At 56.9% G+C, this 25,713-nt stretch carries 23 protein-coding genes; 8 read left to right on the top strand and 15 right to left on the bottom strand.

What is annotated here, in order from left to right:
• The 5 genes from VGK48_25595 to larC form a co-directional block, all read right to left on the bottom strand.
• Nucleotides 1-1,617 (bottom strand): histidine kinase dimerization/phospho-acceptor domain-containing protein (locus tag VGK48_25595; protein ID HEY2384565.1); only part of this gene is annotated, 1,617 nt, incomplete at its 3' end.
• A gap of 12 nt (nt 1,618-1,629) precedes the next feature.
• A complete protein-coding gene (locus tag VGK48_25590) occupies nt 1,630-2,610 on the bottom strand; it encodes a polyprenyl synthetase family protein (protein ID HEY2384564.1) in 981 nt (326 codons plus the stop codon).
• Between the two features lie 14 nt (nt 2,611-2,624).
• The gene (locus tag VGK48_25585) at nt 2,625-3,398 is read right to left on the bottom strand and encodes a TatD family hydrolase (protein HEY2384563.1); all 774 of its coding nucleotides are present in this window, start codon (nt 3,396-3,398) and stop codon (nt 2,625-2,627) included.
• Nucleotides 3,398-5,365: a methionine--tRNA ligase gene (gene metG / locus VGK48_25580; GenBank protein ID HEY2384562.1), complete on the bottom strand. Its 1,968-nt coding sequence runs from the start codon at nt 5,363-5,365 to the stop codon at nt 3,398-3,400. Before metG ends, VGK48_25585 begins: the two co-directional genes overlap by 1 nt.
• Nucleotides 5,366-5,519: 154 nt before the next feature.
• Nucleotides 5,520-6,803: a nickel pincer cofactor biosynthesis protein LarC gene (gene larC, locus VGK48_25575; protein ID HEY2384561.1), complete on the bottom strand. Its 1,284-nt coding sequence runs from the start codon at nt 6,801-6,803 to the stop codon at nt 5,520-5,522.
• A gap of 26 nt (nt 6,804-6,829) precedes the next feature.
• On the opposite strand from larC, the gene VGK48_25570 reads away from it, so the two are divergent.
• Entirely contained in the window at nt 6,830-8,764 is a 1,935-nt protein-coding gene (locus VGK48_25570; GenBank protein ID HEY2384560.1) for an arginine--tRNA ligase, read from the top strand.
• A gap of 49 nt (nt 8,765-8,813) precedes the next feature.
• Nucleotides 8,814-9,296 (top strand): NUDIX domain-containing protein, encoded by a 483-nt coding sequence (locus tag VGK48_25565; protein ID HEY2384559.1) that lies wholly within the window; start codon nt 8,814-8,816, stop codon nt 9,294-9,296.
• Between the two features lie 4 nt (nt 9,297-9,300).
• On the opposite strand, the gene VGK48_25560 is transcribed toward VGK48_25565, so the two are convergent.
• Nucleotides 9,301-10,773 carry an aldehyde dehydrogenase family protein gene (locus tag VGK48_25560; GenBank protein ID HEY2384558.1) on the bottom strand — a complete coding sequence of 491 codons (1,473 nt, stop codon included), beginning with the start codon at nt 10,771-10,773 and terminating at the stop codon, nt 9,301-9,303.
• Nucleotides 10,766-11,407 carry an HAD-IA family hydrolase gene (locus VGK48_25555; GenBank protein ID HEY2384557.1) on the bottom strand — a complete coding sequence of 214 codons (642 nt, stop codon included), beginning with the start codon at nt 11,405-11,407 and terminating at the stop codon, nt 10,766-10,768. The genes VGK48_25560 and VGK48_25555 overlap by 8 nt, the downstream gene beginning before the upstream one ends.
• A gap of 17 nt (nt 11,408-11,424) precedes the next feature.
• On the opposite strand from VGK48_25555, the gene VGK48_25550 reads away from it, so the two are divergent.
• Entirely contained in the window at nt 11,425-12,105 is a 681-nt protein-coding gene (locus tag VGK48_25550) for a methyltransferase domain-containing protein (protein HEY2384556.1), read from the top strand.
• A 32-nt stretch (nt 12,106-12,137) separates the two neighbouring features.
• Here the strand turns inward: VGK48_25550 and VGK48_25545 are convergent, their stop codons facing one another.
• Entirely contained in the window at nt 12,138-12,929 is a 792-nt protein-coding gene (locus VGK48_25545; GenBank protein HEY2384555.1) for an ATP-binding cassette domain-containing protein, read from the bottom strand.
• Here VGK48_25545 and VGK48_25540 point away from each other — a divergent pair.
• The gene (locus VGK48_25540) at nt 12,928-14,424 is read left to right on the top strand and encodes an ABC transporter substrate-binding protein/permease (protein HEY2384554.1); all 1,497 of its coding nucleotides are present in this window, start codon (nt 12,928-12,930) and stop codon (nt 14,422-14,424) included. The two genes, VGK48_25545 and VGK48_25540, sit on opposite strands and share 2 nt — an antisense overlap.
• A gap of 46 nt (nt 14,425-14,470) precedes the next feature.
• On the opposite strand, the gene VGK48_25535 is transcribed toward VGK48_25540, so the two are convergent.
• Nucleotides 14,471-15,982, bottom strand: a complete 1,512-nt coding sequence (locus VGK48_25535; protein HEY2384553.1) for a sensor domain-containing diguanylate cyclase — start codon at nt 15,980-15,982, stop codon at nt 14,471-14,473.
• Nucleotides 15,983-16,024: 42 nt separating this feature from the next.
• Here VGK48_25535 and VGK48_25530 point away from each other — a divergent pair, with 42 nt between their 5' ends.
• Nucleotides 16,025-16,924 (top strand): fumarylacetoacetate hydrolase family protein, encoded by a 900-nt coding sequence (locus VGK48_25530; GenBank protein ID HEY2384552.1) that lies wholly within the window; start codon nt 16,025-16,027, stop codon nt 16,922-16,924.
• On the opposite strand, the gene VGK48_25525 is transcribed toward VGK48_25530, so the two are convergent.
• The 5 genes from VGK48_25525 to VGK48_25505 form a co-directional block, all read right to left on the bottom strand.
• Nucleotides 16,896-18,320 carry an ATP-binding protein gene (locus tag VGK48_25525; protein ID HEY2384551.1) on the bottom strand — a complete coding sequence of 475 codons (1,425 nt, stop codon included), beginning with the start codon at nt 18,318-18,320 and terminating at the stop codon, nt 16,896-16,898. The two genes, VGK48_25530 and VGK48_25525, sit on opposite strands and share 29 nt — an antisense overlap.
• A gap of 145 nt (nt 18,321-18,465) precedes the next feature.
• Complete coding sequence (locus VGK48_25520) at nt 18,466-19,212, bottom strand: FecR domain-containing protein (protein HEY2384550.1); 747 nt, start codon at nt 19,210-19,212, stop codon at nt 18,466-18,468.
• The gene (locus VGK48_25515) at nt 19,209-19,748 is read right to left on the bottom strand and encodes a hypothetical protein (GenBank protein ID HEY2384549.1); all 540 of its coding nucleotides are present in this window, start codon (nt 19,746-19,748) and stop codon (nt 19,209-19,211) included. Before VGK48_25515 ends, VGK48_25520 begins: the two co-directional genes overlap by 4 nt.
• Nucleotides 19,749-19,829: 81 nt before the next feature.
• Nucleotides 19,830-21,206: a sigma-54 dependent transcriptional regulator gene (locus VGK48_25510; GenBank protein HEY2384548.1), complete on the bottom strand. Its 1,377-nt coding sequence runs from the start codon at nt 21,204-21,206 to the stop codon at nt 19,830-19,832.
• Nucleotides 21,207-21,211: 5 nt separating this feature from the next.
• Nucleotides 21,212-23,488: a CHASE2 domain-containing protein gene (locus VGK48_25505; protein ID HEY2384547.1), complete on the bottom strand. Its 2,277-nt coding sequence runs from the start codon at nt 23,486-23,488 to the stop codon at nt 21,212-21,214.
• 75 nt (nt 23,489-23,563) lie between these two features.
• Between VGK48_25505 and VGK48_25500 the strand changes: the two genes are divergently transcribed.
• The 3 genes from VGK48_25500 to VGK48_25490 are packed head-to-tail and all read left to right on the top strand — an operon-like array spanning nt 23,564 to nt 25,064.
• Nucleotides 23,564-24,175 carry a Uma2 family endonuclease gene (locus tag VGK48_25500; GenBank protein ID HEY2384546.1) on the top strand — a complete coding sequence of 204 codons (612 nt, stop codon included), beginning with the start codon at nt 23,564-23,566 and terminating at the stop codon, nt 24,173-24,175.
• Nucleotides 24,176-24,190: 15 nt separating this feature from the next.
• A complete protein-coding gene (locus tag VGK48_25495) occupies nt 24,191-24,595 on the top strand; it encodes a hypothetical protein (protein HEY2384545.1) in 405 nt (134 codons plus the stop codon).
• A gap of 34 nt (nt 24,596-24,629) precedes the next feature.
• Nucleotides 24,630-25,064: a nuclear transport factor 2 family protein gene (locus tag VGK48_25490; protein ID HEY2384544.1), complete on the top strand. Its 435-nt coding sequence runs from the start codon at nt 24,630-24,632 to the stop codon at nt 25,062-25,064.
• On the opposite strand, the gene VGK48_25485 is transcribed toward VGK48_25490, so the two are convergent.
• A complete protein-coding gene (locus VGK48_25485) occupies nt 25,065-25,436 on the bottom strand; it encodes a hypothetical protein (GenBank protein HEY2384543.1) in 372 nt (123 codons plus the stop codon).
• Nucleotides 25,437-25,713: the final 277 nt, after the last annotated feature.

Here is a 25,713-nt window from a genome sequence, read left to right as displayed (position 1 = left end):
GCGGATCCCACTGGTTCTGAGATCGTATTCTTTGAGCTCCAGCGCCGCACGAACAACAGAGTTGAGATCCGTTTCCGTGCGCTCCGCTTTGCGTTTACGAGCGAACGCCAACAGGCTGTGCACGACATTCGCGGCCCGATGCGCGTTCTTTCGTATGGACTCGATCTTCGTTCGCTGCTCCGGATGAAGCCCATTCTCGTGCAAAAGCAGATCGGCATAACCGGTAACAATGGCAAGCGGGTTATTCAGCTCATGCGACGTCCCGGCCACAAGTTCGCCCAGAGTGATCATTTTTTCCGACTGAGCTTTGGCCTCCCGCGCGGCTTTTTCCTGTGTGATGTCCTGAACAATAATGACGGCCGAACTGAGTTTTCCGTCTTCCAGCACCGGAGTACTGCTGAGAAAGGCATCGAATGTTTCGCCCTGAGCCTTTCTGACGAAAGCCTCGCCTTTCCAGGCTTTCGGGGGAACCTGCGAGAGAATACTCCGGGCGGTCTCCGTGCCGATGAGATCGTGAACAGGCTTGCCGGTCATGTCGCCGAACATATGGACGCCCGCATCGTTCAAGTAGGAAATGCGGCCGTCGGAACCGGCAACCAGTACGGTATCCGCCAGGTGAGAAATGGCTTCGAACTCCGCGAGTTGCATGCGGGCCGTGCGATCGAGCAGATTATTGAAGTTTCCGATCAGGCTGCGGACTTCGCGCGGATACAAGCCTTTATTCGATAGTTCAATCGGCCTGAGATTGATGGCCGACATGCCCCGGATCTGGCGTCCGATCTTATCGAGCCCTCTTACGGTTGAAAACCCGACGATGCTTGCCACGGCCCCACCGATCAGAGTGCAAATCAAGGCGACCCATATCGCGTTGTAAATGGCACGGCGGGCGCGTACCATCACGTAGCGGCCAGGCAGGCCAACAACCACTTTCCAGCCCAGCGCGGTTACACGGGTTTCGATGATCTCATTGCTTTTCTTTGGCTCGGAAGGATCCACGTTGGTCGCCGAAACCGTATTGCCGAACGAGTCCTGGACCCAGGCAAATTGCTCCGGGACCAGTTGATAACGCGTGCGAAATTGCTCCGTTGGAACTGCTCCGGCAAGCATTCCCTTTACGCTTCCATCCATGTCCAGCAGCGGCACACAAAACGCAACCGCTGAAGTATTCGCCGAACGGGTAAGGGTGCCGGAAATCACGGTCTTTCGCGAAGCGAAAGCCCGCTGGACATAACTCCGGTCGCTGAAGTCCGCGCCGATCCGTATTTCCCTGCTGTTGGAATAACCCGCAACAGATACTCCATCTTTATTCAGAATGAGATACGTGATACCTGGATAGAGTTTGACCTCCTCCATGACGCGGCCAGTATCCCGAAACCTCAAGGCACCGACGTCGACGTCCAGCGCCAAGCCCTCGCTGAATGCTCTGAATTGTTCCAGTGAAGCCGCGATCTCGTGCTCGATCATCAGCGCTGCCTGCCGATTCACGTCACGGGCATCTTCCCGCGCCTGGCGGACACCACTGCGGGCCTCGAAAAAACCGAACAGGAGAACGGCGGGCACGGTAAAGGAAATGGCCAGGAAGACGAGGAAGGAACGGATCGAGAAGTTAATCTTCATCAATTAACGTAATCAAGCCGTACGATTCAAAATAAACTCGGGGATGCTCACAATGGCGTCACGATATATCGAAGCCGGGAATTCCTCAAGCAATTGAATCGCCCGGCGGGCATATTGGCGGGCAAGTTCCCGCGTGCGCTCGAGGCCGTCCGACCTTTCAACCAGATGAAGGATTTCAACGCGGTCGACCGACCGGAAATTACGCTCGTCGAGGACTCTCTGGACCTTCTGGGTATCCTCTGCTTTCGCATTCGTAATTGCAAAGAAGACGGGTAGCGTCATCTTTCCTTCTTTGAGGTCGCTTGCCGCCGGTTTACCCAGGATGTCCGAGGTCGAGGTCAAATCCAGCAGGTCATCCACCAGCTGAAACGCCATCCCGAGGGCTTTCCCGATCTCACCCAGCCGGTCCGCCGATCCATGGTTCAGGCCGGCCGCAATCGCCGGGAGTTTCGTGCAGCCTGAAAACAGATACGCCGTTTTCCGCTCGACAATATCCAGCAGCTGCTGCTGGGTGATCTGTGACTTGCCAAGCACCGTCAGCTGCAGCAATTCCCCCTCAACCATTTTCTGTGTAATACCGATAAGTGTGCCGAGGACTTCGAAATTCCTTTCGCTTAGAGCGACCGCAAAGGACTGCATATACAGCCAGTCCCCGGCAAGCACCGTCATGGAATTCCCCCAATGGGAATTGGCGGAAGGACGGCCGCGCCTCGTATCAGCCCCGTCGATGATGTCGTCATGAACCAGGGTGGCGTTGTGAATGAATTCAACAACAGCGCCGAGCCGGATGCTCATCGGCGAAACCTCTCCGAGCATCTTCGCGGTCAACAACAGCAGCGCCGGACGGATGCGCTTCCCGCCGGCGCTTAAGATATATTCACCGATCTCGGCAATGGGCTGGATTTCTGAACGGGTATATCCCTTCAGCTCTTCTTCGACGCGGCCCAGCTCGGGGGCGATGAGCTGATAGATTTCCTGTGCACTAAAAGCCATACAACCAGCGCATTTTACGATGTTTTGACGGCAAACACTCTGTTGAAATTGGCTGACGCCTGCGCTCCCAGCTCTTCCGCCGGGACTCCGCGCAGTTGCGCCAGGTACCTGGCCGTTTCCGAAACGAAGCTCGGCTCGTTCCGCTTGCCCCGATGAGGCACCGGAGCGAGATAAGGAGCGTCGGTCTCCAGGAGGATGCGGTCCGCTGGAATACGCGCCGCAATGTCTGCAACCTCGCGAGCCTTCGGAAATGTCACAATTCCGGAAAAGGAGATGAAAAACCCTATGCTCAACGCGAAGTCGGCAAGCGCCCCGCTCGACGTGAAACAGTGCAGGATTCCGCGGCGCGGCGACGCCTCGCGCAGAATCTCTTCGGTGTCCGCATCGGCGTCGCGCGTGTGCACGATGAGCGGCAGATCCAGATCTCTGGCAAGAGCCGCTTGTGCGCGGAATACTTCGCGCTGCACCTCCCGCGGCGAGTTGTCGTAATGGTAATCAAGTCCCCCCTCCCCGATGGCGATGACCTTCTCGTGCCTGCAAAGCTGTTCGATCAGCGCGTAATGCCGTTCCTCAACGCGGCTCGCATCGTGAGGATGAATTCCCACAGAGGTATAGATCCAATCGTGCTTCTCGGCGATCGGGATGCCGCATCCCATTTCATCCGGTCCGCTGCCGTTGCCGATCGTCAGGATCTTTCGTATGCCCGCATCCCATGCGCGCTGCAGGACGGCGTCGCGGTCGTCATCGAAACGGGGATCATCCAGATGAGCGTGAGAATCAATTAACACTATTTCAGGCGCGCCCCATTCTCGACGGCTTCGTGAAAGCCGGCAAGGATCGGCTTGTCTTCGGGCCCCAGCGAAGCTGCAACGATCATTCCGTTGGACTCCAGCCCCCTCAACTTCCGCGGCTGCAGATTCGCCACGATAACGACCTTCCGCCCGACCAGCGACTCGGGCTGGTACGCCATCGCGATGCCGGCCAGGATCTGCCGCTTTTCGAATCCGAGATCGACAACCAGGCGCAGAAGTTTGTCCGCACCTTTCACGCGTTCGGCTTCAACTACAGTCGCAACTCGCAAATCGATCTTGGAAAAATCGTCAATCGTGATTTGAGCCGCCAGATTCCCGGCGGCAACGGGCGCCGGCGCTTCCGCCTGCGGTGCCGCCTTTTCAACCGCAGCGGCTCGCTGTTCGCTTGCGTTCTCCATCTTTTTCAAAACCTCTTTCGGATCCATTCTCGGAAAAAGCGCCGCACCGGCGCGAAGCTTTTTTCCAGCGAGATCCTGCGACCATTTCAATGTCTGGAGCTGAACGCCGGATACTTTGCCGTCGAGTCCCAGCTGCTCCCATAGATTTTGGGCAGTCGTGGGCATGACGGGCGCAACCATGGCTGCGATCAGCCTTAACGACTCGGCCGCATGGAAAAGCACGCTGTCCAGCTTCCCGGCTTCCGCCGGCTTCTCGGCGATGGCCCAGGGCTCGTTTTCAACGATGTATTTGTTGACTCTCGAGATCAGCTCCCACACATTCTCGAGGCCCCGGGAGAAGTTGTAATCATCGAAATGACTCTGGTAGTTCTTGATGACGCGCTGCGCCAGTTCACGCACTTCCCCGTCGCCTTTCGCTTCGCCCGATTGCGGAATCTGGCTGTTCCGGTACTTCGCAATCATGGCCGTCGTCCGGCTAAGGAGATTTCCCAGATCGTTTGCGAGATCGCTGTTGTATCTCTGAATGATCGCCTCGATTGCAAAGTTGCAGTCCTGGCCGAAGACCATTTCCCGCAGCAGGTAATAGCGCAGCAAGTCGGAACCGAACACTTCGTGAAGGAGGAACGGGTCCATCACGTTGCCACGCGACTTGGACATCTTGACGTCCTTGGACAGCCACCAGCCATGCCCAAAGACGGATTTCGGCGTGTCGACTCCAGCGGCCATCAGGAAGGCCGGCCAGTAAACCGTATGGAATCTCAGGATGTCCTTGCCCACCAGGTGAGTATCCACCGGCCAGTATTTCTCAAACTTTGCGGGGTCCGTTTTATAACCGATACCGCTCATATAAGCCGTGAGCGCGTCAAACCATACGTAAAAAACGTGATTGGGATCGTCCGGAAGTGGAATCCCCCACTTCAACGTGGCGCGGCTGATCGATAGGTCCTTCAGGCCGCCCTTTACAAATGATGCAATTTCATTACGGCGCGATTCAGGCCGGATAAAGGACGGATTTTTCTCATACAACTCGAGAAGCCGTTCCTGGAATGCGGATAATTTAAAGAAATAGCTCTCTTCGGAAAACCACTCTGTCTGCCGCCCGCAATCCGGACAAGGCACAGGTGTGGAGGGATCGCTTTCCGGCGCGTAAGCCTCACATGAAACGCAGTACCAGCCGGAATAGGAACCCTTATAGACATAGCCGTTCGCCTTGGCGCGCGTGTAAAGCTCGATCACGCTGGCATGATGACGCTGCTCGGTGGTCCTGACGAATTCATCGTATTCGATTCCGATCAGCTTCCAGAGATCCCGATACTGGGTGTAGACCTGATCTGCAAGTTGCTGAGGCGAAATACCCCGTTTTTTGGCAGCCCGTTCGATATTCTGGCCGTGTTCGTCCGTCCCGCAGAACAACTTAACGTCGAAACCCATCAAGCGTTTATATCGGGCAATGGTGTCGGCGACGATCGTCGTATATGTGCCCCCCAGGTGAGGCGGCGCGTTCACATAGTACAGCGGCGTAGTGATGTAAAACGTGTTGGGCATAAATAACTAGTGTATCAGGTTGGTGGGAAAGAGAGATCAGGCGCACCCTTTGGTACGGCAAACTTATTGGAAATTCGAGATTGGAGGTTCGAAATTGGAGATTGGGTTCCTCGATTTTCGATTTCGAACTTCCAATCTCGAATTTCCAATAAGTTCAACCCTCGAGATACGCCTTTACGGCCATTGCCTGTACTTTCTTTAATGGGACGTTTTTTTCCCGTGCCAGGCGGGCGCATTCCTCGTATTCCGGGGTGTAATTCACAACCTGGCCGTCCAATTTTGAAACCTTGATATGGACTTTGCCGAACTCGGTAACCACCTCGACAAACTCGCGTTCGAGAATGGTTCGATCGGCTGCATAACGCCGGATACCGATCGTGGTCGTCTCCTCGAAAATGAGCCGGGTCAGGCGGTCCGCCGCGCCGGGCGGCGACAGAACCTGCAGCAGTTGCCCCGGGCGGGATTTCTTCATCTGGATTGGAATCGTAAAGACATCGAGCGCTCCGGCATCGAGCAGCTTTTCCGTTGCGTATGCCAGATTCTGAGGAGTCATATCATCGATATTCGCTTCGACGACGATGACCGCCGTCCCGGCCCGGTCGGCCGTTATCGGGTGCTCTTCGCCGATCATCAACCGCAGGCAGTTCGGGAAATCGGCAAACTGCTTTGTGCCGGCGCCGTAGCCGATCTTTTCCGCGGCAAACCCGCTTAGAGTCCCGAAACGGGAGACGACTGCGGCAAGAATGGCGGCGCCGGTGGGCGTCACAAGTTCGGTTTGAGCGTGCTTCTGGTAGATCGTCGCGTGTCGGAGCAGATCGGCAGTCGCGGGAGCCGGTACAGGAAACACGCCGTGCTGGCAATGAACGAAACCACTGCCGATGTTGATGGCGGAGCAGAGAAATTGCTCGATTCCGAGCGCATCGAATCCTATTGCCGCCCCGACGGTGTCCACGATCGAGTCCACGGCGCCGACCTCATGAAACTCGACGTCATCGGGAGGGATGTGGTGGACTTTGCCCTCCGAAATCGCGAGTTTCGTGAAAATTTCCGTCGCAATGCGCTTTGCATTAGGCGTGAGCTTGCTTTCCGCGATCATTTTCAGAATTTCAGACGCCTTGCGATGAAAGTGGGCATGGGAAGAGGCCGGTTCATGCGGATGCGTGTGCTCGTGATCATCATTGTGGTGATGGTGATGATCGTGTTCGTCGTGCTGATGTTCATGCTCCGCGTCCGGCTGCTGCCCATCAACCAGAACATCAAATTTCAGCGCGCTCAGATTCGATCGTATGACGCGCGACATCCGCAGCTCGTAGCCCTCGACGGGCAGCTTGTGGAGTTCGGTTTTCAGGTAGTCAAAGCCGAGTCCCAAATCCAGAAGCGCGCCGATCGTCATATCGCCGCTGATACCCGAGAAACAGTCGAAGTAGAGCGTCTTCATGGTTTCTAATGTTAACATTGCCGTTTATGTTATTGGATCTCCATGCGCGCCTGAAGGAGGCGCTACGATCAACGATCCGCGCGCAGTGGAATATCGATCCTCCCGATATCGTTCTCAATCAGACTCCGAAGGTCGAATTCGGCGAGCTGGCGACTCCGGTCGCATTCGAGCTTGCCCGTCACCTCAAAAAGCCCCCGCGGGTTATCGCGGAAGAATTGATTGCCCGCGCCGGAAAGATCGACGGCATCGAACGAATGGAAGCTGCCGGAGCCGGGTACATCAACTTCTATCTCGACAGGGCTTCGGCCGTCCGCAGCAGCCGGCTGCGAGGATTCCCCTCGGACGATGGCAAAGTCATCGTCGAACATACGAACATCAACCCCAACAAAGCGGCGCACATCGGTCATCTGCGCAATGCGGCCATCGGCGACACCTTCGTACGTGTGCTTCAGGCGTCAGGCCGCGCGGTTGAAGTGCAGAACTATATCGACAATACCGGGGTCCAGGTCGCAGACGTTGTCGTCGGATTCAAACATGTCGAGCGAAAGACACTGGAAGACATCCGGCGGATGGTCACGGACAAGTCGCTGAAATTCGACTATTACTGCTGGGATGTTTATGCCCGCGTGACTCCCTTTTATGAAGCGGAGGATCCAAAGCACGCCCTTCGCGGGCAGGCGCTGAAAGAAATCGAACACGGCGACAACGATACGGCTCGGATGGCGGAGCTCGTCGCCATGACGATTGTCCGATGCCACCTGCGCACGATGCAGCGGATCAACGTCCAGTATGACCTGCTTCCGCGGGAAAGCGATATCCTGCATCTCAAGTTCTGGGACTATGCATTCCGCCAGCTCAAAGAGAAAGAAGCGATCTTCTTTGAACAGGAAGGCAAAAACAGCGGGTGCTGGGTGATGCGGCTGGACGCCGAGGGCCATGAAGACGACAAAATCATCGTTCGATCGAACGGCACCGTAACCTACGTCGGAAAGGATATTGCCTACCAGCTCTGGAAGGTGGGACTCCTCGACCAGGACTTCCGGTATGAACTGCTCGAGACCGGCGATGACGTCTGGGTGACTTCGTCGTCGGGAGGCCGGGAGGATCATCCTCCTTTCGGTCACGGTCATACGGTTTACAACGTCATCGATGTTCGCCAGTCCTATCTGCAGAACGTGGTTGTCCAGGGTTTACTGGGCCTGGGATATGAAGAGGAGGCGCGGCGGTCCATCCATTTTTCGTATGAAGTCGTGGCTCTGACGCCGTCCTGCGCTGAACAACTCGGCATCGAGGTTCCCCAGGAGGATAAGAAACGAGCTCACATCGAGGTTTCAGGACGAAAGGGCCAGGGCGTCAAGGCGGACGATCTTCTGAACACACTCGAGGCTGAAGCCAGGAAAGAAGTCGTCAAACGAAATACCGGCATCACCCCCGGCGAGGCCGACACCATAGCGCGGCAAATCGCCGTCGGGGCCCTGCGCTATTTCCTCTTGAAGTTCACGCGCACGGCGATCATCGCCTTCGATTTCAAGGAAGCGTTGAACTTCGATGGCGAAACAGGTCCCTACATTCAATATGCCGCGGTCCGCGCGAACAACATCATTCACAAAGTGCGTGAAGCCGACGCGGCTTTCGACTTCGCTCGCGTGCACCAGATGTTGAATGATCCCAAGGTTGCGGCCTTCCTCAACGACGCCAACGATATCTGGGAACTGCTGTACATGGCGCTGCGCCTGGATGAGATCGGGAATCAGGTCATCGCGAGTCTGGAGCCCGCATCTCTGGCGAAATACGCATTCGGACTGGCGCAGCGATTCAACCTGTTCTACCACCACTATCGCATTCTGTCGGAAACCGACCCGGGCCGGCGGCTGTTCTATCTTCTGGTGGTGGATTTGACACGGGAAGCGCTGACGAAAGCTCTCGATCTCATGGGCATCGAGGTACCTCGCCGCATGTGAGGAAGTTCATTGCGGATGTCATGGTCGGCAACACACCAGGAGAAAACAAATGCCGATGTCCGGCTACATGCAGCAGATTCGTCAGAAAGTAGGCCACGATCTTCTATTGCTGCCGTCCGCCGCCGTCGTGCTGCATGACGAAGAGGGCCGCATTCTTCTTTGTCTTCATGCCGACAAGGAGATCTGGGTCGCCCCGGGCGGTCTCATCGAGCCGGGAGAGCAGCCTGCCGCAGCTGCCGTCCGGGAAACAATGGAAGAGACAGGGCTGCAGGTTCAGGTGACCGGCATGCTGGGCGTCTATGGCGGCGAGGACCTGATCATCGATTATCCAAACGGCGACAGGGCCTCATATGTCGGTATTGTCTTTCGAGGACAAATCGTCGGCGGCACGTTGAAGCCGGATGGAGACGAGATTACCGACGTCCGCTACTTCACCCGCGAAGAACTGATGCGCGCGCCACACGCCAGGTGGCTGGACACCGCAATGCCGGTGTTGTTCGATCCGGGAGCGCCGCCGCACTTTTGCCTGTAGCGCCTCAGTAGAACTTGCTCGTTCGCGCCGCGCCGGTATGGTCGATATAGATCACCTTCACATCGCTGTAGAAATCCAGCGCCGTCGGGCCTTGTTCCCGCTCGCCAACCCCGGACGATTTCATTCCGCCGAACGGAATTTGAGCTTCTCCGCCGACAGTTGGCGAGTTGACATGAACCATTCCGGTCTCGATTCGCTCGCAGAAGTCGAAAATCCGGCCGGCATCGTTCGTATAGATCGACGATGTGAGCCCGTATTCGGAGGTATTCGCAAACTCCAGCGCCTGCTCATAATCCTTAGCTCGAAGAATCGATAGGACAGGTCCGAAGATTTCATCCCGTGCGATACGATGCTGAGGCCGGACGTGATCAAAGATCGTCGGCTCAAGAAAGAATCCTTTTGTCAAACCGGCCGGACGCTTGCCGCCCGTGACAAGCTGCGCCCCTTCACTCTTTCCAATGGCGATGTAGTCTTCGACCGTCTTCATCTGTGGCGCGCTCACCAGCGGCCCCATCTGAATATCGGCATCGAGGCCATTGCCCACCTTCCACTTCGAAAGACGGCTCGTCATGCGCGCCAGCAATTCGTCCGCGACCTTTTCGTGAACGATCGCCCGGCTGGTCGCCGTGCAGCGCTGCCCGGTTGAACCGAATGCGCCCGACACGATGCCGTCTGCCGCCAGATCAAGATCGGCGTCTTCAAGCACAACGACGGGATTCTTCCCACCCATTTCGCACTGCGCTTTAACTCCGCGCGCGGCGCAGGACGCGTAGATCTGAGTGCCGTTCTCCGAAGATCCCGTGAACGAAATACCCCGAATCCGCCGGTCGCGTGTGAGCTGGTCTCCGACATCGGAGCTATTGCCGACAAGCAGATTCAATACTCCCGCAGGCAATCCCGCGCGTTCGAAGATTTCAACCAGCTTTGCGGCCGTGAGGGGTGTGGACGATGCCGGCTTGAAGACGACAGTATTGCCGGCGACCAGGGCCGGAGCGATCTTCCAGGCCGGGATGCAGATCGGAAAGTTCCATGGTGTGATCAGCGCAACAACCCCGAGGGGCTGGCGCATCGTATAGGCGAAGTTCTTTGGGAGTTCGGATGGAATCGTGATTCCACCCATTCTCCGGGACTGTCCGGCGGTGTAGTTCAAAACGTTGTAGGCGCGATAAATCTCGCCCTTGGCTTCGGCAACCGTCTTGCCCTCTTCTCTGGTAAGGAGGTGTGCGAGATCGTCCTGTTCGGCCCGGATGAGATCTGCGGCGCGTTCAACAATTTCGCCGCGTTTTGGGGCCGGCGTGCGCGACCACGATGGCAAAGCTTCGTCTGCAGCGGCGAGCGCGGCTTCGGCCTCGCGGGCGGAAGCGAGAAAGCCCTTTCCGACGACTTCGTCTGGATCGGCCGGATTCCGCACTTCGATTTCGCGGCCTTGCCGGAGAGAGAGCCATTCGCCCCGAATGTAGTTGCGAACTTCAATCATGGACCAAAGCCTCCAGGTCAGAAAAATTGTCGATCATGAAATCCGGCGGGGCGTCTTTGAAAGTCTGCGTGGCATAGCCGTACGTCACACCACAGGTCTGGACGCCGGCGTTTCGTCCGGTGAGCACATCCACAGCGGAATCTCCAATCATCCAGGTACGCTCGCGCTGCCCCTTCGTGTCGGACAGGATCTGATAGACCCCGACGGGATCCGGTTTTTTGTGATCGAAACTATTACCGCCATACACGGCGGCGAACCTTTTGTAAATGCCGAGACCGTCGAGCATCGCACAACTGAAATGCACGGGCTTGTTGGTCAAAACCGCAAGCTTGCAGTCGGTGAGCCGCTCGAGGGTCTCGAAAACGCCGGGGTAAAGCACGGTGCTGTCCAGCATGTGTGCCCGGTAATAGGAAAGGAAAAGCTGCAGCCCCTCCTGAACATTCGGCTCACTGGCCTTCGGGCCGAGCGCCCGCCGGATCAGCATTGCTGCGCCGTTTCCGATGAAACGAGCGATCTCTTCCTCCGTCAAAACAGGCAGATCGAATCGATTCCGGATGTGATTTACGGAAGCCGTAAGATCCTTTTTGGAGTCGACCAGCGTGCCGTCGAGATCGAAGATGAGAACCGGGCGCACGGAGTGATAATAGCACCATGATGCAGGAGCGCATTCGACGCGAGTTCAACCAGTGGGCCGGGTCCGGCCGCGGGCGAGGGCTGGAAAAGGGGCACTGGGAGACGACCCGTCAGCTGATCGAATCGATGGCTATCGACGAGTACCACAACGTGCTCGATCTCGGCTGCGGCGTCGGTTGGGCCACCCGCGTTCTTGCACAGAAAGCGTCCAGAGGAATCGTCGTCGGCGTCGATCTATCGGACCGGATGATTGCCCAGGCCCGATCCGGTTACCGTAACCCGCACAACACATTCTTCGTTGTCGCGGACGCCTCCGGGATTCCAACCACCGGCAGTTTCTTCAATGCTCTGCTCAGCGTCGAGTCGATCTACTACTATCCCGAACTGGAAAACGCCTTCTCCGAGGTGTACCGGATCCTGAAGCCGGGCGGCAAGGCGTGCTTCCTGATCAGTTATTACAGGGAAAATGTGTACAGCCACGAGTGGGCCAAGCATATCGACCTTCCAGTCCACCTTTTAAGCGCCGAGGAATACGCGGCGGCACTGAAGCAGTCCGGGTTTGTTTCGGCATTGCATCGCAGGATCATCGATTCAACGCCCCTCCCGGAGGACTGGAAGCCGACTCACTGGTTCCCCACGCGGCAGGATCATCTGCACTTCCGGGCAGAAGGAGCTCTCTTGCTCAGCGCAGAAAAGTGATTCGAGAAGAGCGAGGAGGGAACCTCCCCTTGTCAGGCCGGTTCCTTATCCTGTTCAAACCGGACCCGGTCTTCTTCCACAAACTCCCGGACGATCGGGTGGTCGCTCGCGTAGAGCTCATTCATGGTGCCGATGAAGACGAATTTGCCCTTATTCAACAGCGCGACGCGGTCGGCGACTTTTTCGGCGCAATTGGCGATATCGTGCGTCACGACCATCTGGGTCAGCTGCAGCTGGCGCTCCATTTTTCGGATTAGTGCATTGATGGTCTGCGACATCAACGGATCCACCATCGTCGTTGGTTCGTCATAGAGAATGGCCTTCGGTTGGGCCGCAACGGCGCGGGCGATCGCGACTGCGCGTTTCATTCCGGTGCTGAGTTCGCTGGGCATGAGGGCCGCCAGGTCTTCAATTTCCACCAGCTTCAAATACTCCGCGACCCTGGCTTCTATCTCCGCTTCGGACCGCCCGCTGTCGTTCAAGGGAAAAGCCACATTCTCCCAGACAGAGAGCGAGTCAAACAAAGCGCCGGATTGAAACACCAGTTGCACCTTCCGGCGGACTTCCGCCAGCTGCTGCTCCGTCATAAAGGTGATGTCTTCCCCGTCGACGATAATCCGTCCGCTATCGGGTTTCATCAGTCCGACGGCGTGGGTCAGTGTCACCGTCTTGCCCACTCCGCTGGGACCGAGGATCGCAAATGTCTCACCGGTTTTCACGCCAAACGAGACGTCGTCCAGCACCTTCATCTCGCCGAATGACTTCGACACATTTACGAATTCGATGAAATACTCCACGTTGGTATTGTAGATTCGGAAAACCATGAAAGCCATTCCTTACCTGTTGATCGCCGTCCTCATTGCCCCGCTGCAGCTGACGGCAGCCGCGGCGGACCAGGAACTGGTCTGGGCTGCTGATGCCGAGGGCGGCGCGCCGTATACCTTTCCGGACCCCCGCAATCCGGCGCACATCGTCGGCTTTGAGGTGGACCTCGCGAACTCGCTTGCGGCGCGGATGGGACGTAAGGCCCGATTTGTCCAGAACCAGTGGGATGGTCTCGTTCCAGGGCTCGAACGCGGCGAGTACGACGTCGTCATCAACGGCCTGGAAATCACTGCCGAACGCGCGGAGAGGATCAATTTCTCAAATCCTTATTTCTACTCCACGATCACACTCACCCGCCGGATCGACGACGATCGCATCCAGCACGCGGACGATCTCCGGGGAATGCGCGTCGGGGTGCTTAAAGTGACGTTTGCCGAGCGTTATGTTCAAAGCCTCGGCAATGTGGTGATCCGCAGTTATGACGGGCAGGTCCAGCCTTATATCGATCTGGCATTGGGCCGCCTCGACGCGGTCGTGATGGACACGCCGATCGCCTTGTACTATGCCAGCGGGCCGCGAGTGAAAAACATCGAGCTCACCGCCGCTCAGATGACCTTTGGAATCGGTATCCGCAAGGCCGATTTCGACCTGCTCCGGCAAATCAATGCGTCCCTGGATTCGATGAAGAGAGACGGAACGCTGCGGAAGATCTACACCGACTGGGGTATCTACAACGCGTCAACCGCTCAGGCTTTTGGGGACCGGGAACCGGTTTCCAACGATGACTCTCCACGCTACAAGGACTATCTCGACGCCATTCGGACCGAACACACATTCAAACAGCGCCTGGAACAGTACGCACAATTTCTGCCTCTGCTGCTACAGGGCGCGCTGGTCACCCTCGAGATCTCCGCGCTGTCGATGGCAATCGCCATCGGACTCGGCCTTCTGCTTGCCGTCTTTCGAGTTTTCGGGCCGGCCATGCTCGCCTGGCCGGTCATCGCCTTCATTGAAGTCATTCGCGGCACCCCGCTTTTGATTCAGCTCTTCATCATTTTCTACGGACTGCCTTCCATCGGTATCCGGTTTTCGCCCTTGTGGGCAGCCGTCATCGGCCTGGGTCTCAATTACGCCGCATATGAAGCGGAAAACTACAGGGCCGGCATTCAGTCGATTCCTCGCGGACAACTCGATGCAGCGCTGGCGCTCGGCTTGACCCGAATCCAGACGATCCGGAAGATCGTATTGCCGCAGGCCGTACGTCTCGTCATTCCGCCCGTGACCAATGACTTCATTGCCCTGCTGAAGGACTCTTCCCTGGTATCCGTGATCACAATGGTGGAATTGACAAAGATGTACGGGCAGCTCGCGGCAACGAACTACGACTACATCGGGATCGGACTGCTGACCGCGGCGATTTACTTCGTCCTCGGCCTGCCTATTGCACGATTGTCCAGGATGCTTGAAGCAAGACTTGCGTACATGAAGGTGTGATGGGAAGCGGATCTATTGGAAATAGATCCATGCCCCCCATTATTCCCTACCGCGTGATCATCTGATAATTGAAATATGCAACACGGTCGCGGCCGCCGTTCTTGGCGATATACAGCGCCTGGTCGGCGACCCGGATCAAATCTTCTTTGCTCAGGGCATTGATCGGGTAGTTCGATACGCCAACCGAAGCCGTAATATTCCCGATACCCGGAAACTGTTCCGCCGAAATTCGATCACGAATCCGGTCCGCAACCTGGATGGCGCCGGCTAACGGTGTCTCGGGGAGAATGACGGTGAATTCCTCTCCGCCGTAGCGCGCCGCAAAATCGATCTCGCGGCAGCTGGTACGGATCGCTGCGGCGATCGTCCGGATCACCATATCCCCGCTCGGGTGGCCAAAGCGGTCGTTCACTTCCTTCAGATAGTCGAGATCGACGATCAACAGCGACAAGGGGTGGTTGTGCCGCTGCGCCCGGCCTAACTCCACGGACAATGTTGCTTGAAAAAAACGATGGTTCGGTAAGCCCGTCAAAAAGTCCGTTCGCGCCCGATGCTCCACTTCTTCGAACAGCTGCGCGTTCCTGAGGGCGTTCGCGGCGGTACTGGCCATGACTTCAAAGAACCGGGCGTTGGCAGAACTGAGGACAGGAGGCAGCCTTGCCGACCGCACGTCAATCAGCCCCAGCACCGATTCATGCGCAATCATTGGAATTGCAATGATTCCAAACGGTTTCGCATCAGGCATGAACAATAACCGCCGGGCCTCCTGGGCCTGCTTGAGTTCCGGATGATCTTCCATGTTGATATCCAGGTTCCGCTTGTCCGGCTGCGATGCTTTAACCAGAACGCGCGCCAGGCCCGTTTTGGAGTCGACCCGCACAATGAAACAGTCTTCCGCTTCCAGGACTTCACTGAGGCGGGTAACAATCGAAAGCAGAACTTCGTCGCTGTTCAGGGACGACGACAGGGTGCGCGTCATCTCCACCATGGCTTCCGCGATGCGGTTTTCTTCCATCATGGAGTTGGTCGTCTTGGCATCCTGCATCAAGCGCTCCCACAGGAAGATGTAAAAGATCGCCACGACGAAGAACAGCGACATGGTCAGGAACCGTTCGACGTTGACCTCCGCCTGAAATCCGAAGAACCGGAAGTAACTGAAGGCGCCGAACAGAAGGCTCACCACAAACAGCGAGACCAGGACCAACCGCAGGTCGCGCCATAAGACGGCAAGAATGAAAATCGCAAGGAAGCCCAAAAACAGATAATTCCCGGGAACCCTCAGTAAATACAGGGTTAAGGAAACGAAGGCGAGGTCGAGAACGGCAATACCGGTCTGGATCCGGGTGGCGGTAAATCGTTTGCGGGGAATGAGCATCAACAGGATATTCGTCAGCGAAAAGACAAGCGCGATACCGAATACCAGAGGAAACTGTTCGGTACCGATGTAGCTGAACAGAGTAAGATAAGAGGCCAGGATAACGACCAGCCACCGCAGCGAAAGCACCGCTTTTCTGGCATCAATTTCGGATTGGGTTTTTGGTCTCAGAGGAAGCGGCATGCTAGAGTTTGGGCGATTCTACAGGAGGTACGCGTGAAATTCATGAATTTTTCCCGGAAAAATGCTCCCTCTGTCCTGAGACTCGGGTGCATTTTCGGCGACGCCTGCTTTGACATTACCAAAGCCATCGGCGATGACCTCCTGGAATTTCCGCGCGTTGTGTTTTCGATCGAAGAAGTTCTCCAGGTTAAAGAAGGCCTGGCTATCCTCGAAGATCAACTGCATGGTTTGAAACGCTCGTCGAGCGGCATCCAAGGCTTTCTGTTCCCGCCGGCCGACATCATTTTCCGGGCTCCCGTAATGCATCCCCAGAAGCTTATAGGGATTGGCCTGAACTACAAAGAGCACATTACCGAATTCAAACGGGAGGCGCCCAGGGAACCCCTGCTCTTCGCGATGTACGCCAGCGCCATCGTCGGTCCTGAAGACCCCATCGTGATCCCCCAGATGAGCCGGCAGATCGACTACGAAGCCGAACTTGCGGTGGTCATCGGACGGCGTGCCAGACAGGTGACGGTCGATACAGCCGTAGATTACGTTGCCGGCTACACCATCTGCAATGACGTCTCCGCCCGGGATCTGCAATTCGGCGATGGCCAGTGGCTCCGCGCGAAATCTTTCGACACGTTCGCGCCGATGGGCCCATATCTGGTGACGCGCAATGAATTGGGTGACGGAAGCGGGCTCGGCATCGAGCTCCGGTTGAACGGAAAGACCATGCAGAAATCAAACACCAGCAACCTGATCTTCGATGTTCCGAATCTGATCTCTTATATTTCCAGAGTAATGACTCTCGAGGTCGGCGACGTCATTGCGACGGGTACACCGGCAGGTGTCGGTTTTGTCCGAAACCCGCCGGTCTTCATGAAGCCCGGAGACGTCGTCGAGATTGAAATCGAACGAATCGGCCAGCTCAGGAACCCAGTGGCTGAGTTCGATTGAGCAGACCTTCAATGGCATCGACCAATTCGTGAATCCGGAAGGGCTTCCGGATGAACTGAACGCCCGCCTGAGTAAAGAACCGCTTAGTCTCGGCACTTACCACGTCTCCCGTTACGAACAGGAAACGGCGTCTCAATTCCGGATTCAGTGATTCCGCCAGCCGGTAAAGACGCTGGCCGCTCACTCCCGGCATCCGCTGATCGCAGATGATGACGTCGTAGCTCTTGCTTTTAATATGGTCGAGCGCCTCCACACCGGAATTCGCGAGATCGACTCGCGCTCCGTGCCGCGCCAGAACGTCGAAAATCAGTTCAGTGATGTGAATCTCGTCGTCGATGACCAGAATCTGCTTCCCGCGCAGGCCGGTTCCTTGTGAGGTGCGTGCCTCGGGTGCCGGCTCGGGCTCCGCCTGCTGCCGGATGGGCAATTCGAGCGTAAACGTCGAACCGAATCCGTAAGTGCTCCAGGCATACAGCTCACCCTCATGATCCTTGACGATTTCCGCGCAGATGCTCAGCCCCAGACCGGTTCCCCGATGTCTATCTTTCGTGGTAAAGAAAGGATCGAAGATTCGAGCCATGTCACGGGCCTGGATGCCGCTGCCGTTGTCGACGACGGTCATCTGGAGATGGCCGCCTTCGACAGAGGTTTTGATATGGATGGAACCCGGCCGGCGATGGACATCACCGATCGCATCCTCTGCATTGACGACCAGGTTCAAAATGACCTGTTCCATCTGATGAGGATCGCCCCAGCCGCAAGGCAGATCCTCCGCGAGATCCGTCGTAATCGAAATATTTTCGACGTTCTCCCGATATGCGCGCAGCTGCATCACACTGCGGATGGCATCATTCAAATCGAAAGCGGCGCGCCTCGGTTCGGTCTTGGCAGCAAGGCTCAGAAAATTCTGAACAATCTTCCCTGACCTCTCCGCCTGAGACAGAATGACATCCACCATGCGGCGCGCCGACGAATCGAGGTCGCAGCGCGAAAGAAGCTGCGCATAGCCGAGAATTCCGGCCAGCGGATTATTCAATTCGTGGGCTACGCCGGATACCAGGCGGCCGATTGCCGCCATCTTCTCCATGTGAACCATCTGCCGCCGCAGCTGCACTTCATTCGTGATTTCTGCGGCGTAAACGATCTTCATGCCGTGGTCGTTCAGGGGAACCGTTTCGAGTTCGTAAGTTCCTCTGCCGGCCACTTCGAGTTCATGCTGGGGCAGCAATTGTACGTTCTGGATATTCTGAAAGAGATCGCTGAAAGCGGAATTGGCGAGAACAACGCGGCCATCCTGCTCGACGATCGCGACAGGAACTGGGATAAGCGCGAATAAGCTGGTGATGAGCTGCGTGGAATCCGTAGCGACTGCGGTTGCTGTACCTTCCCTGGTCATCGTGCACTTCCCTTCATGGGATGTTTGTTAAACGGCAGCGATTCTCTTAGGAGAGCATCCGGTTTGCAACAAATTTTTTTCGGTTTTTTTCTGGCCGCAGCCTTTATGCCGGCTTTATGCCCGCGTTCCTGATTGAACGCGGGCGTTATGGGAAGGTAAGGGACGGCTTCGCGCGTTGGGTATTGTCGATGGCGCGCGAGTTTGATCCGAACTGCGGATCCGAGGGGCGATTGCCGCGGTCGTTACCGGTCAAAAGAATATCCAGCGATGGAGCGCTGTTCGAGTCACTCTCCGGCGCGCTCACCTTGCGCATTTCGATGACGCGATCCTTCTTCAGTTCGGCGTCGAGCCTGACCGGCGTCGTCGGATATTCGTTCGGCCGCACCAGCGTTTTGAAATTAGGCTCCAGAATAACTTCGCGCCCATTTTCCACAGTCACGCGGCCTTCGAGACATTGAACTTCGACGATCTGCGCCGCATCGACATTCACATCAAATATGGTGCCGCGAACCGCGATCAACGCCGTTGGTGTACGCACGCTGTACGGATTCGGCCTGCCGCCGAAGCGCTGGATGTAAAAGCGGACCTCGCCCATCATCAGATTCATGATGCTTCGGACACTGCCGCTCCAGAAGTCCTCGATAACCAGCTTCGAGTTCTCCGAAACGACCATATAGGATCCGTCCGGGACCGTCAGAATGACGCTGGCGCCGTCGCCTGTCCTTAACTCATCACCAACCTGGATAGCGGATCTGGTGAGCGGCACGAATGTCTTGCTGGCTGCTGCCCTCCATTGAACCGGACCGTTGACGGAGGTCACCTGCAAAGCTCCTTGAGCCCACAGTGCGGAAGGCAGAAGCAACAAAGCCAAAACAATCAGTACCCTTCTCATTGGCCCCCTTTTGCAAGATCGCCAGGCACGTCGTGAATCTTTGTCGGCTGCGGAACGTCAATGTGCCGGAAGTCCAGTGATTCCTGGAACAAGCCAAACCCATTACCCAGATCGGGCATGGGATGGACGCGGCGCGACGCCCGCAACCTGTCGAAAATGCGAGTGTTTCTCTCGCGTTCCGCGCGCTTCAAAAAATCGCCGAGCAACTGGGCCATCTTGCCGCAGTTCAGCCCGGCATTGTCGGCATACGCCCAGAAGTCACGTCGAGCGCCTTCCTTAATCATCTCTGCAAAGCTCTTTCCTGTGGAGTACTGGATATAAGCGAGAGCGGCCATATCGCCCCAGCCCAATTGCTGTCCCGACCCCAACTTCAATTCGTCTTCACGCGTGCCGTACTCTTTCTCAATCAAAGCGGCAAACAACGCCGAACCTTCTGCATCCACCGCTGCTTCGCGGTCCAGCTTCGAAACGACATTGTTCAGCAACACGCTTGGTTCCGGTTGTGAGCGGCCCGACGCAAACACGGATACACTCATTACCAGAGTGGCGAAAAGAAGACCGGAAAAAGTCCTTCTTATCCTCATGATAGTTCGCCTAAAGGCCCGGCCATCCTACACTTAAATGCTTCCAAAATCAATTCCGAGGCGTTTCGCCTTGTTGTAGAGCGTTCGTCTTTCGATCCCCAGAATCTCGGCGGCGCGTTTTTTGTTCCCACCGGTTTCCTTGAGCACTTTAATAATGTGGTCCCGCTCCATCTGGTCGAGCGACCCACTCGCGGCTCCGGCCGGCGCCGCAGATCCGGCGCTAACCTCAACGTCTTCATCAACTTCACCGAGCTCAAGTTCGTCGGGCTGGATGACGCCCGTGTCGTTGAAGGTGATGGCGCGCTCCAGCATGTTCTTGAGCTCGCGGACGTTGCCCGGCCATGAGTATCGCTTCATGGCTTCGACCGCCTCAGCCGCCAGTCGTACGGCCTTGCCATGCTTTTCGGCAAACAGCTTGATGAAGTAGCTGGCCAGCAGAGGTATGTCGGCCGTTCGGTCACGGAGCGGTGGAAGGGCGATCGTGAAAACGTTCAAGCGGTGAAATAAGTCCTCGCGGAAGCGGTTGGTGCGAACCATCTCACGGAGATCCCGGTTCGTGGCCGCAATGAGGCGGATATCGACCTGGACCGTGTCGTTCGAGCCGACGCGCCGGATTTCGTGCTCCTGAATCACGCGCAGCAGTTTCACCTGAAAGCTCAGTGAGGTCTCCGAAATCTCATCCAGAAAGACGGTGCCGCCAGACGCGCTCTCCAGGAGGCCCTTCCGGGTCCCCGTCGCGCCGGTAAACGAACCGCGCTCGTGACCGTAGAGTTCGCTTTCGAGCAGCGTTTCCGGCAGCGCGCCGCAATTCACCACGATGAACGGCGCAGTGCTCCGCCGGCTGTGTGCATGAACCGCGCGCGCCACAAGTTCTTTGCCCGCTCCGCTGTCGCCGGCCACCAGGACCGGTGAGTCCGTGCGGGCAACCTTGGCGATCTTTTTATAGATCTCGACCATCTTCGGCGTCGCGCCGATGATTTCGGTATCGGGAAATGTTTCGACCAGCTCCGCGCCGACGGTCGCGCCCTGGACCAGCCGGAACTTTTCCTCGATGCGGCGCAGGATCCCCAGCATTTCATCGATCACAAACGGCTTGCTGATGTAGTCGAAAGCGCCGTTGTGGACGGCATGCGCGGCAGTCTCCATCGACCCGTGGGCGGTCATGATGATGACTTCCGCATCCGCATTGATCGCTTTGATATGCTCGAGCAGGTGAAGCCCGGAATCGTCGCCTAAATAAATGTCGCTGACCAGAATGTCGAACGGTTCTTCATTCATCGCGCGCATGGCCTGTTCGCCGCTCATCGCCACGCGGAACGGATAGGATTCCATTTCGAGAATGGAGCCCATCAATTTGCAGATGGAACGGTCGTCGTCGACGACCAGGATCCTTGGCTTACTTGCAGTCATATTGCTCAGATCGGTATGGACAATTTAAAGGTCGACCCCTTGCCTATACCTATACTCTCTACTATCACATCGCCTCCGTGCCGGACCGCAACTTCTTTCACGAAGGCGAGGCCGAGACCGAAGCCGCTCTGCTCGCGGGTTTCCTTGTTCCCGCGGCGGTAAAACTTTTCGAAGATCTTTGCGGCGTCCTCCGGGGGAATACCGCAGCCTTCATCCGCCACCTGGAAAGCGACTGCGCCGTTTCCATTCGATACGCCGATGCGGACTGTCGTGCCCGCCGGGCTGTACTTGATGGCGTTTGTCACAAGATTCGTCAATGCCTGGTACAACAACAGGCGATCCGCTCTGACACGCATTCCGTTTACTTCCGGCATCACGATCGAAATCTGCTTCCCCCCGGCCACCGGAGCGATCACGCTCGCCATGTCCTTGAGAACCGGCCCGATCTCGAAATCGGACTTCGTTATCTTCTGCCGCCCGGACTCGATATAGGCGATATCCAGGAAAGACTGAATCAGCTGGTTCAGCCTGTTGCTCTCGTCAATGATCGTGCTCAGGAACTCCTTCCCCTTGTCCTGAACCAGGTTGTACTTGAGCAACATCTCACTGTATCCGCGAATCGAAGTGAGAGGCGTCCGCAGCTCGTGCGAAACGAGGGAGACCATTTCGGTCTTCGCCTGGTTTAATTCATATTGAGCCGTTGCATCATGCAGGGCGAAAACCACGCCGGCCGTGGATATGGGGGTAACCGTAACATTGTAGAAGGTCTTTCCGTCCCGTGCCGCGACAAATTGTAAAATCCCGGGCTCCAGCTGAAATGTCCGTCCATCGAGGACGGAAGCGAGATATTCCGGCGCCGGTCCCGGGTTTTCCCGGTATCCTGCAAGCTTCTTTGCTGCAGGGTTTTGATAGACCACCCGGCCGTCCCGGTCGCACACAACGATGACGTCTTCGATACTCGCCAGAATGGCGTTATTAAAGGACAGAAACCGCATCAACTCTTCGTTGAAGAAGTCGATGGCATCCAACTTCCACCGCGCAGTCCGCTCCTGCTGCGAAAACACGTTGGCGCGGCGCGCGACCGCGTCCCCGGCTTCGGGCCATTCCGGTTCATACAAGTGCAGCGCCGCGAGCCAGCCGCTGGAAAGGCGTTCGATTTTGCGGTCCAGGTCCCAGTTCAGCCGTACGAGCTTGCTGACTTCCAGTCCGGGCACGACGACCACGAGCGCCGCCCAGAAGGGCGGGAATTCAAACCATACATTCCCATATTTCATGAGCAGCCAGGAAACGATCAGCACCCCGGGACCGGTCAGCAAAGACGCGGCATAGAACCGGTTGCCTTCAAAATGCCGGTCCAGCCACCACAGAAGCAGCACATAGAAGAAGAGGCCGGCAAGCAACAGTTCGGGCGGAGTAGCGGAAATCGAACGGCCGGCGTATAGCGTATCGATTGCGTTGGCATGGATCTCCACTCCGCTCATCTTCCGGCCCGTCCGCGCGAATGGCGTAAACCACTGGTCCCCTGCCGCTTCGGCCGTAAAACCGATCAACGCAATCTGATCCTTGAGCCGGCCGGCGTTTGCGGTCCCGTCCAGCAGCTGCCAGGCGGGCACGCGCAAGAAACTGTCGTTGTCGCCAACAAACCGGATATTGATGGATTCGGGTTTGTAAACGGCCGCATCACCGGCTTTCCGTTCGAAATCTGCCTTGAACGGAAGTCCCGCGGCGTGCAATGCCTCCACCGACAGTGCTTCGATCGGCAGTCCTCCCGCGCTGGCTTTGATCGCGGGAATCCGGCGCGTGATGCCGTCGAAATCGGGCTCGGTATGAACATGGCCGAGCCGCACGTGCTTCTGCATGAAGAGCGCGTCCGGTTGATTCCACCTCTCGACGCCGTCCTTTGTTTCAAGATGGGCGCCCAGCACAATAGCGTGAGCCTTGGCGATGGCCGCGGCGAGCTTGTCATCCGCTTCGCTCGTGGTCTTGTCCTCTTCATCCAGAAGGACGTCGACAGCGATCGCCCGGGGTTGTGCGCTCTCGATCCGGTCAATCAGCTGCGCAAGCCTGTCGCGGGACCATGGCCAGCGGCCGACGCGGTGCAGGCTGTCCTCGTCGATCGCAACGATCGTCGTCGGGCTTTTAACGGGAACCGGACCGGCAAGCCGGAGTGTGAAATCGTAGGCGGTGGAGTTCAGCTCGGCAAAGTAGGTGGTCCAGGATAGCAACAGAATCGCAACGGCCACGAAACAACTGGCGGCTACCGCGCCCAGGCGCGTTTTCATGATGTTGGGCTGGGACACATGGCCGCCTATTATACACGGCCCAACGGCAATATAATTGCTCTAGAGGAAGCGCGTATGGCCAGGATTCCATTGACGATCGATCAGGTAAACGCCACTAGATATGTCCTAAACGTCGAGTCCGTCGGCCTCACGCCAGAACAGTTCTTCCATCTCTGTGGCGATAACCCCGAACTGCGCCTCGAGCTCACGGCCCGAAAGGAAATCATCGTCATGTCACCGGCGAATTCCAGAACGGGTATGCGCAACGCCGAGATCACCCGTCAGCTCGGAAACTGGGCGAGACAGGATGGCCGCGGCGTCTTCTTCGACTCCAACACCGGCTTTGTCCTCCCTAACGGAGCGACGCGCTCGCCGGACGCCTCCTGGATTCTCCGCAGCCGATGGAACGTATTGACTCCACGGCAACAATCTGTGTTTGCTCCGATTTGTCCGGACTTTGTAATAGAGCTGTGGTCTCCAAGCGACGCTTTGAACGAAATTCGATTCAAGCTCGAGGAATATGTCGCAAATGGCGCGAAACTCGGATTTCTGATTTATCCGCCTGACCGGCAAGTCTATGTGTATAGCCCGGACCAAACTCCGCAACTGCTGGATAATCCTGAATCAATTTCCGGTGATCCGGAACTTCCCGGCTTCACATTGGACCTGACGGAAATCTGGGAATAACGCGACTTTATTCGAATGACACTTCTTGAATCGTGCCTCAGCATCGGAATCCTGTCGGCAATAGCGTTCTTCGCAACGCCATCCTTATTGCGCGCTCGTGACAACTACCAGCTCGACCAAGTGACAAGGCAGGTCGCCGGTAATACCCAATGGACGCGTGTGAAAGCGATCAGCCGCAGCCGGGACTGCCGGATACGCGTCATTTCGAATACGTCGTACGTCATGGAATGTCTCGATCCGGAGTGGCTTGCGGACGAAACGATCGTGCTTCCGGGAGGCTTTCAGATATCGGCGAACGCGGCGCCGGAGTTTCACAAACGTGGAAACGTATCTCCCGCGGCCACGCTTACAATTACGGGCTCACACGCGAACTCGAAGCAGGTTGTCATCAATATTACAGGTCGCGTGCGGGTCCAATGATGTGATAAATGAACAATCTTCATGAGCGGAGCGAATGCAAGCGCGACAGCGCGCAGGCGTCAATAAGATGACCGATCCGGAACTGGTCGTTGAGGCCAATCTCAAGTTCTATTTCGCGCTCGAAAGCCTCGACATCGATTTGATGGATGAGGTTTGGGCCACGGACGCCAGCGCCATCTGCATTCATCCCAACTGGACCCGGCTTGCCGGCTGGGAAAACATCCGCAACAGCTGGGAGCAGATCTTCCGCAACACGACGTTCATGCGCATCGACATTGCCGAGGTCTCCGTCGAAGTTCAGGGCCAGACCGCCTGGGTCACCTGCCTTGAAAGCATCACGACCGCCAATGGCGATCAGATGCGGCGCGCACGGGCTTACGCCACCAATATTTTCGTTTATGAAGATGACCACTGGCTGCTCGTGCTCCATCACGCATCGCTGGAGCAGAAGTCTGAGGAAGGCGTCTGATCAGCGGCCGCGCTTTTCCTGAAACTGCAGCCCGCGCGCGAACATCCAGTGTGAAAGAAGCAGCGGAAGACACGCCGCCATCCATCCCTGCGGAAACTTGTAACCGAGAATTCCCCGCCCCACCAATGGAAACACAATCAGAATATGGATCCCCCACAGACCGATACCGGCCAGGAAGGGGCTCCGGAAATACGGCTTCAGCCGCGGCCAGAAGATCGCGAACACGAAGTAGGCGCCGAAATACAGAATCGCGGCGTTGGCGACAATCACGGTCTCCAGGTCCGCCAGCACCGGTAACACTGAAAATGCCGACCGGGCCAGGACTTCCGGCACAAACACCGCACCGATGTATCTCCAGAGGAAGATACTCACGCCTATAAAAAGGGCAGGGCCCAGCCACATCGCCCCATTCTAGCGAAAAGGGAAGGAACCGCAAGAAGCACAAAAGGCACAAGAAAGACGGTACTTTCTTGTGCCCTTTGTGCTTCTTGCGGTTCCTTCCCTTTTCGTCTCCTAGAAGTTGATCCGGGTGTTGACGACCAGACTACGCTGCCCGCCGTTTCCGCCGGTATTGAGGCCGCCGGCCAAGCTGGTAATCTGTCCGAAAGTGCCGTTTCCGTCGATCGAGGTGCTGGGACCCGAGAAGTTC

It is taken from the genome of Terriglobia bacterium (genome assembly GCA_036496425.1).
GTDB lineage: Bacteria > Acidobacteriota > Terriglobia > 20CM-2-55-15 > 20CM-2-55-15 > 20CM-2-55-15.
Note: the sequence above shows the minus strand (reverse complement) of the source record. Positions and strands in the feature narration are given on the sequence as shown.

Bases quoted from the DNA above. Each gene is read 5' to 3' on its own strand.
- VGK48_25590 (HEY2384564.1), bottom strand. From the start codon at position 2,610: ATGGCTTTTAGTGCACAGGAAATCTATCAGCTCATCGCCCCCGAGCTG.
- metG (HEY2384562.1), bottom strand. From the start codon at position 5,365: ATGCCCAACACGTTTTACATCACTACGCCGCTGTACTATGTGAACGCG.
- larC (HEY2384561.1), bottom strand. From the start codon at position 6,803: ATGAAGACGCTCTACTTCGACTGTTTCTCGGGTATCAGCGGCGATATG.
- VGK48_25570 (HEY2384560.1), top strand. From the start codon at position 6,830: ATGTTATTGGATCTCCATGCGCGCCTGAAGGAGGCGCTACGATCAACG.
- VGK48_25565 (HEY2384559.1), top strand. From the start codon at position 8,814: ATGCCGATGTCCGGCTACATGCAGCAGATTCGTCAGAAAGTAGGCCAC.
- VGK48_25560 (HEY2384558.1), bottom strand. From the start codon at position 10,773: ATGATTGAAGTTCGCAACTACATTCGGGGCGAATGGCTCTCTCTCCGG.
- VGK48_25550 (HEY2384556.1), top strand. From the start codon at position 11,425: ATGATGCAGGAGCGCATTCGACGCGAGTTCAACCAGTGGGCCGGGTCC.
- VGK48_25540 (HEY2384554.1), top strand. From the start codon at position 12,928: ATGAAAGCCATTCCTTACCTGTTGATCGCCGTCCTCATTGCCCCGCTG.
- VGK48_25545 (HEY2384555.1), bottom strand. From the start codon at position 12,929: ATGGTTTTCCGAATCTACAATACCAACGTGGAGTATTTCATCGAATTC.
- VGK48_25535 (HEY2384553.1), bottom strand. From the start codon at position 15,982: ATGCCGCTTCCTCTGAGACCAAAAACCCAATCCGAAATTGATGCCAGA.
- VGK48_25530 (HEY2384552.1), top strand. From the start codon at position 16,025: ATGAATTTTTCCCGGAAAAATGCTCCCTCTGTCCTGAGACTCGGGTGC.
- VGK48_25525 (HEY2384551.1), bottom strand. From the start codon at position 18,320: ATGACCAGGGAAGGTACAGCAACCGCAGTCGCTACGGATTCCACGCAG.
- VGK48_25520 (HEY2384550.1), bottom strand. From the start codon at position 19,212: ATGAGAAGGGTACTGATTGTTTTGGCTTTGTTGCTTCTGCCTTCCGCA.
- VGK48_25515 (HEY2384549.1), bottom strand. From the start codon at position 19,748: ATGAGTGTATCCGTGTTTGCGTCGGGCCGCTCACAACCGGAACCAAGC.
- VGK48_25510 (HEY2384548.1), bottom strand. From the start codon at position 21,206: ATGACTGCAAGTAAGCCAAGGATCCTGGTCGTCGACGACGACCGTTCC.
- VGK48_25505 (HEY2384547.1), bottom strand. From the start codon at position 23,488: ATGAAAACGCGCCTGGGCGCGGTAGCCGCCAGTTGTTTCGTGGCCGTT.
- VGK48_25500 (HEY2384546.1), top strand. From the start codon at position 23,564: ATGGCCAGGATTCCATTGACGATCGATCAGGTAAACGCCACTAGATAT.
- VGK48_25495 (HEY2384545.1), top strand. From the start codon at position 24,191: ATGACACTTCTTGAATCGTGCCTCAGCATCGGAATCCTGTCGGCAATA.
- VGK48_25490 (HEY2384544.1), top strand. From the start codon at position 24,630: ATGCAAGCGCGACAGCGCGCAGGCGTCAATAAGATGACCGATCCGGAA.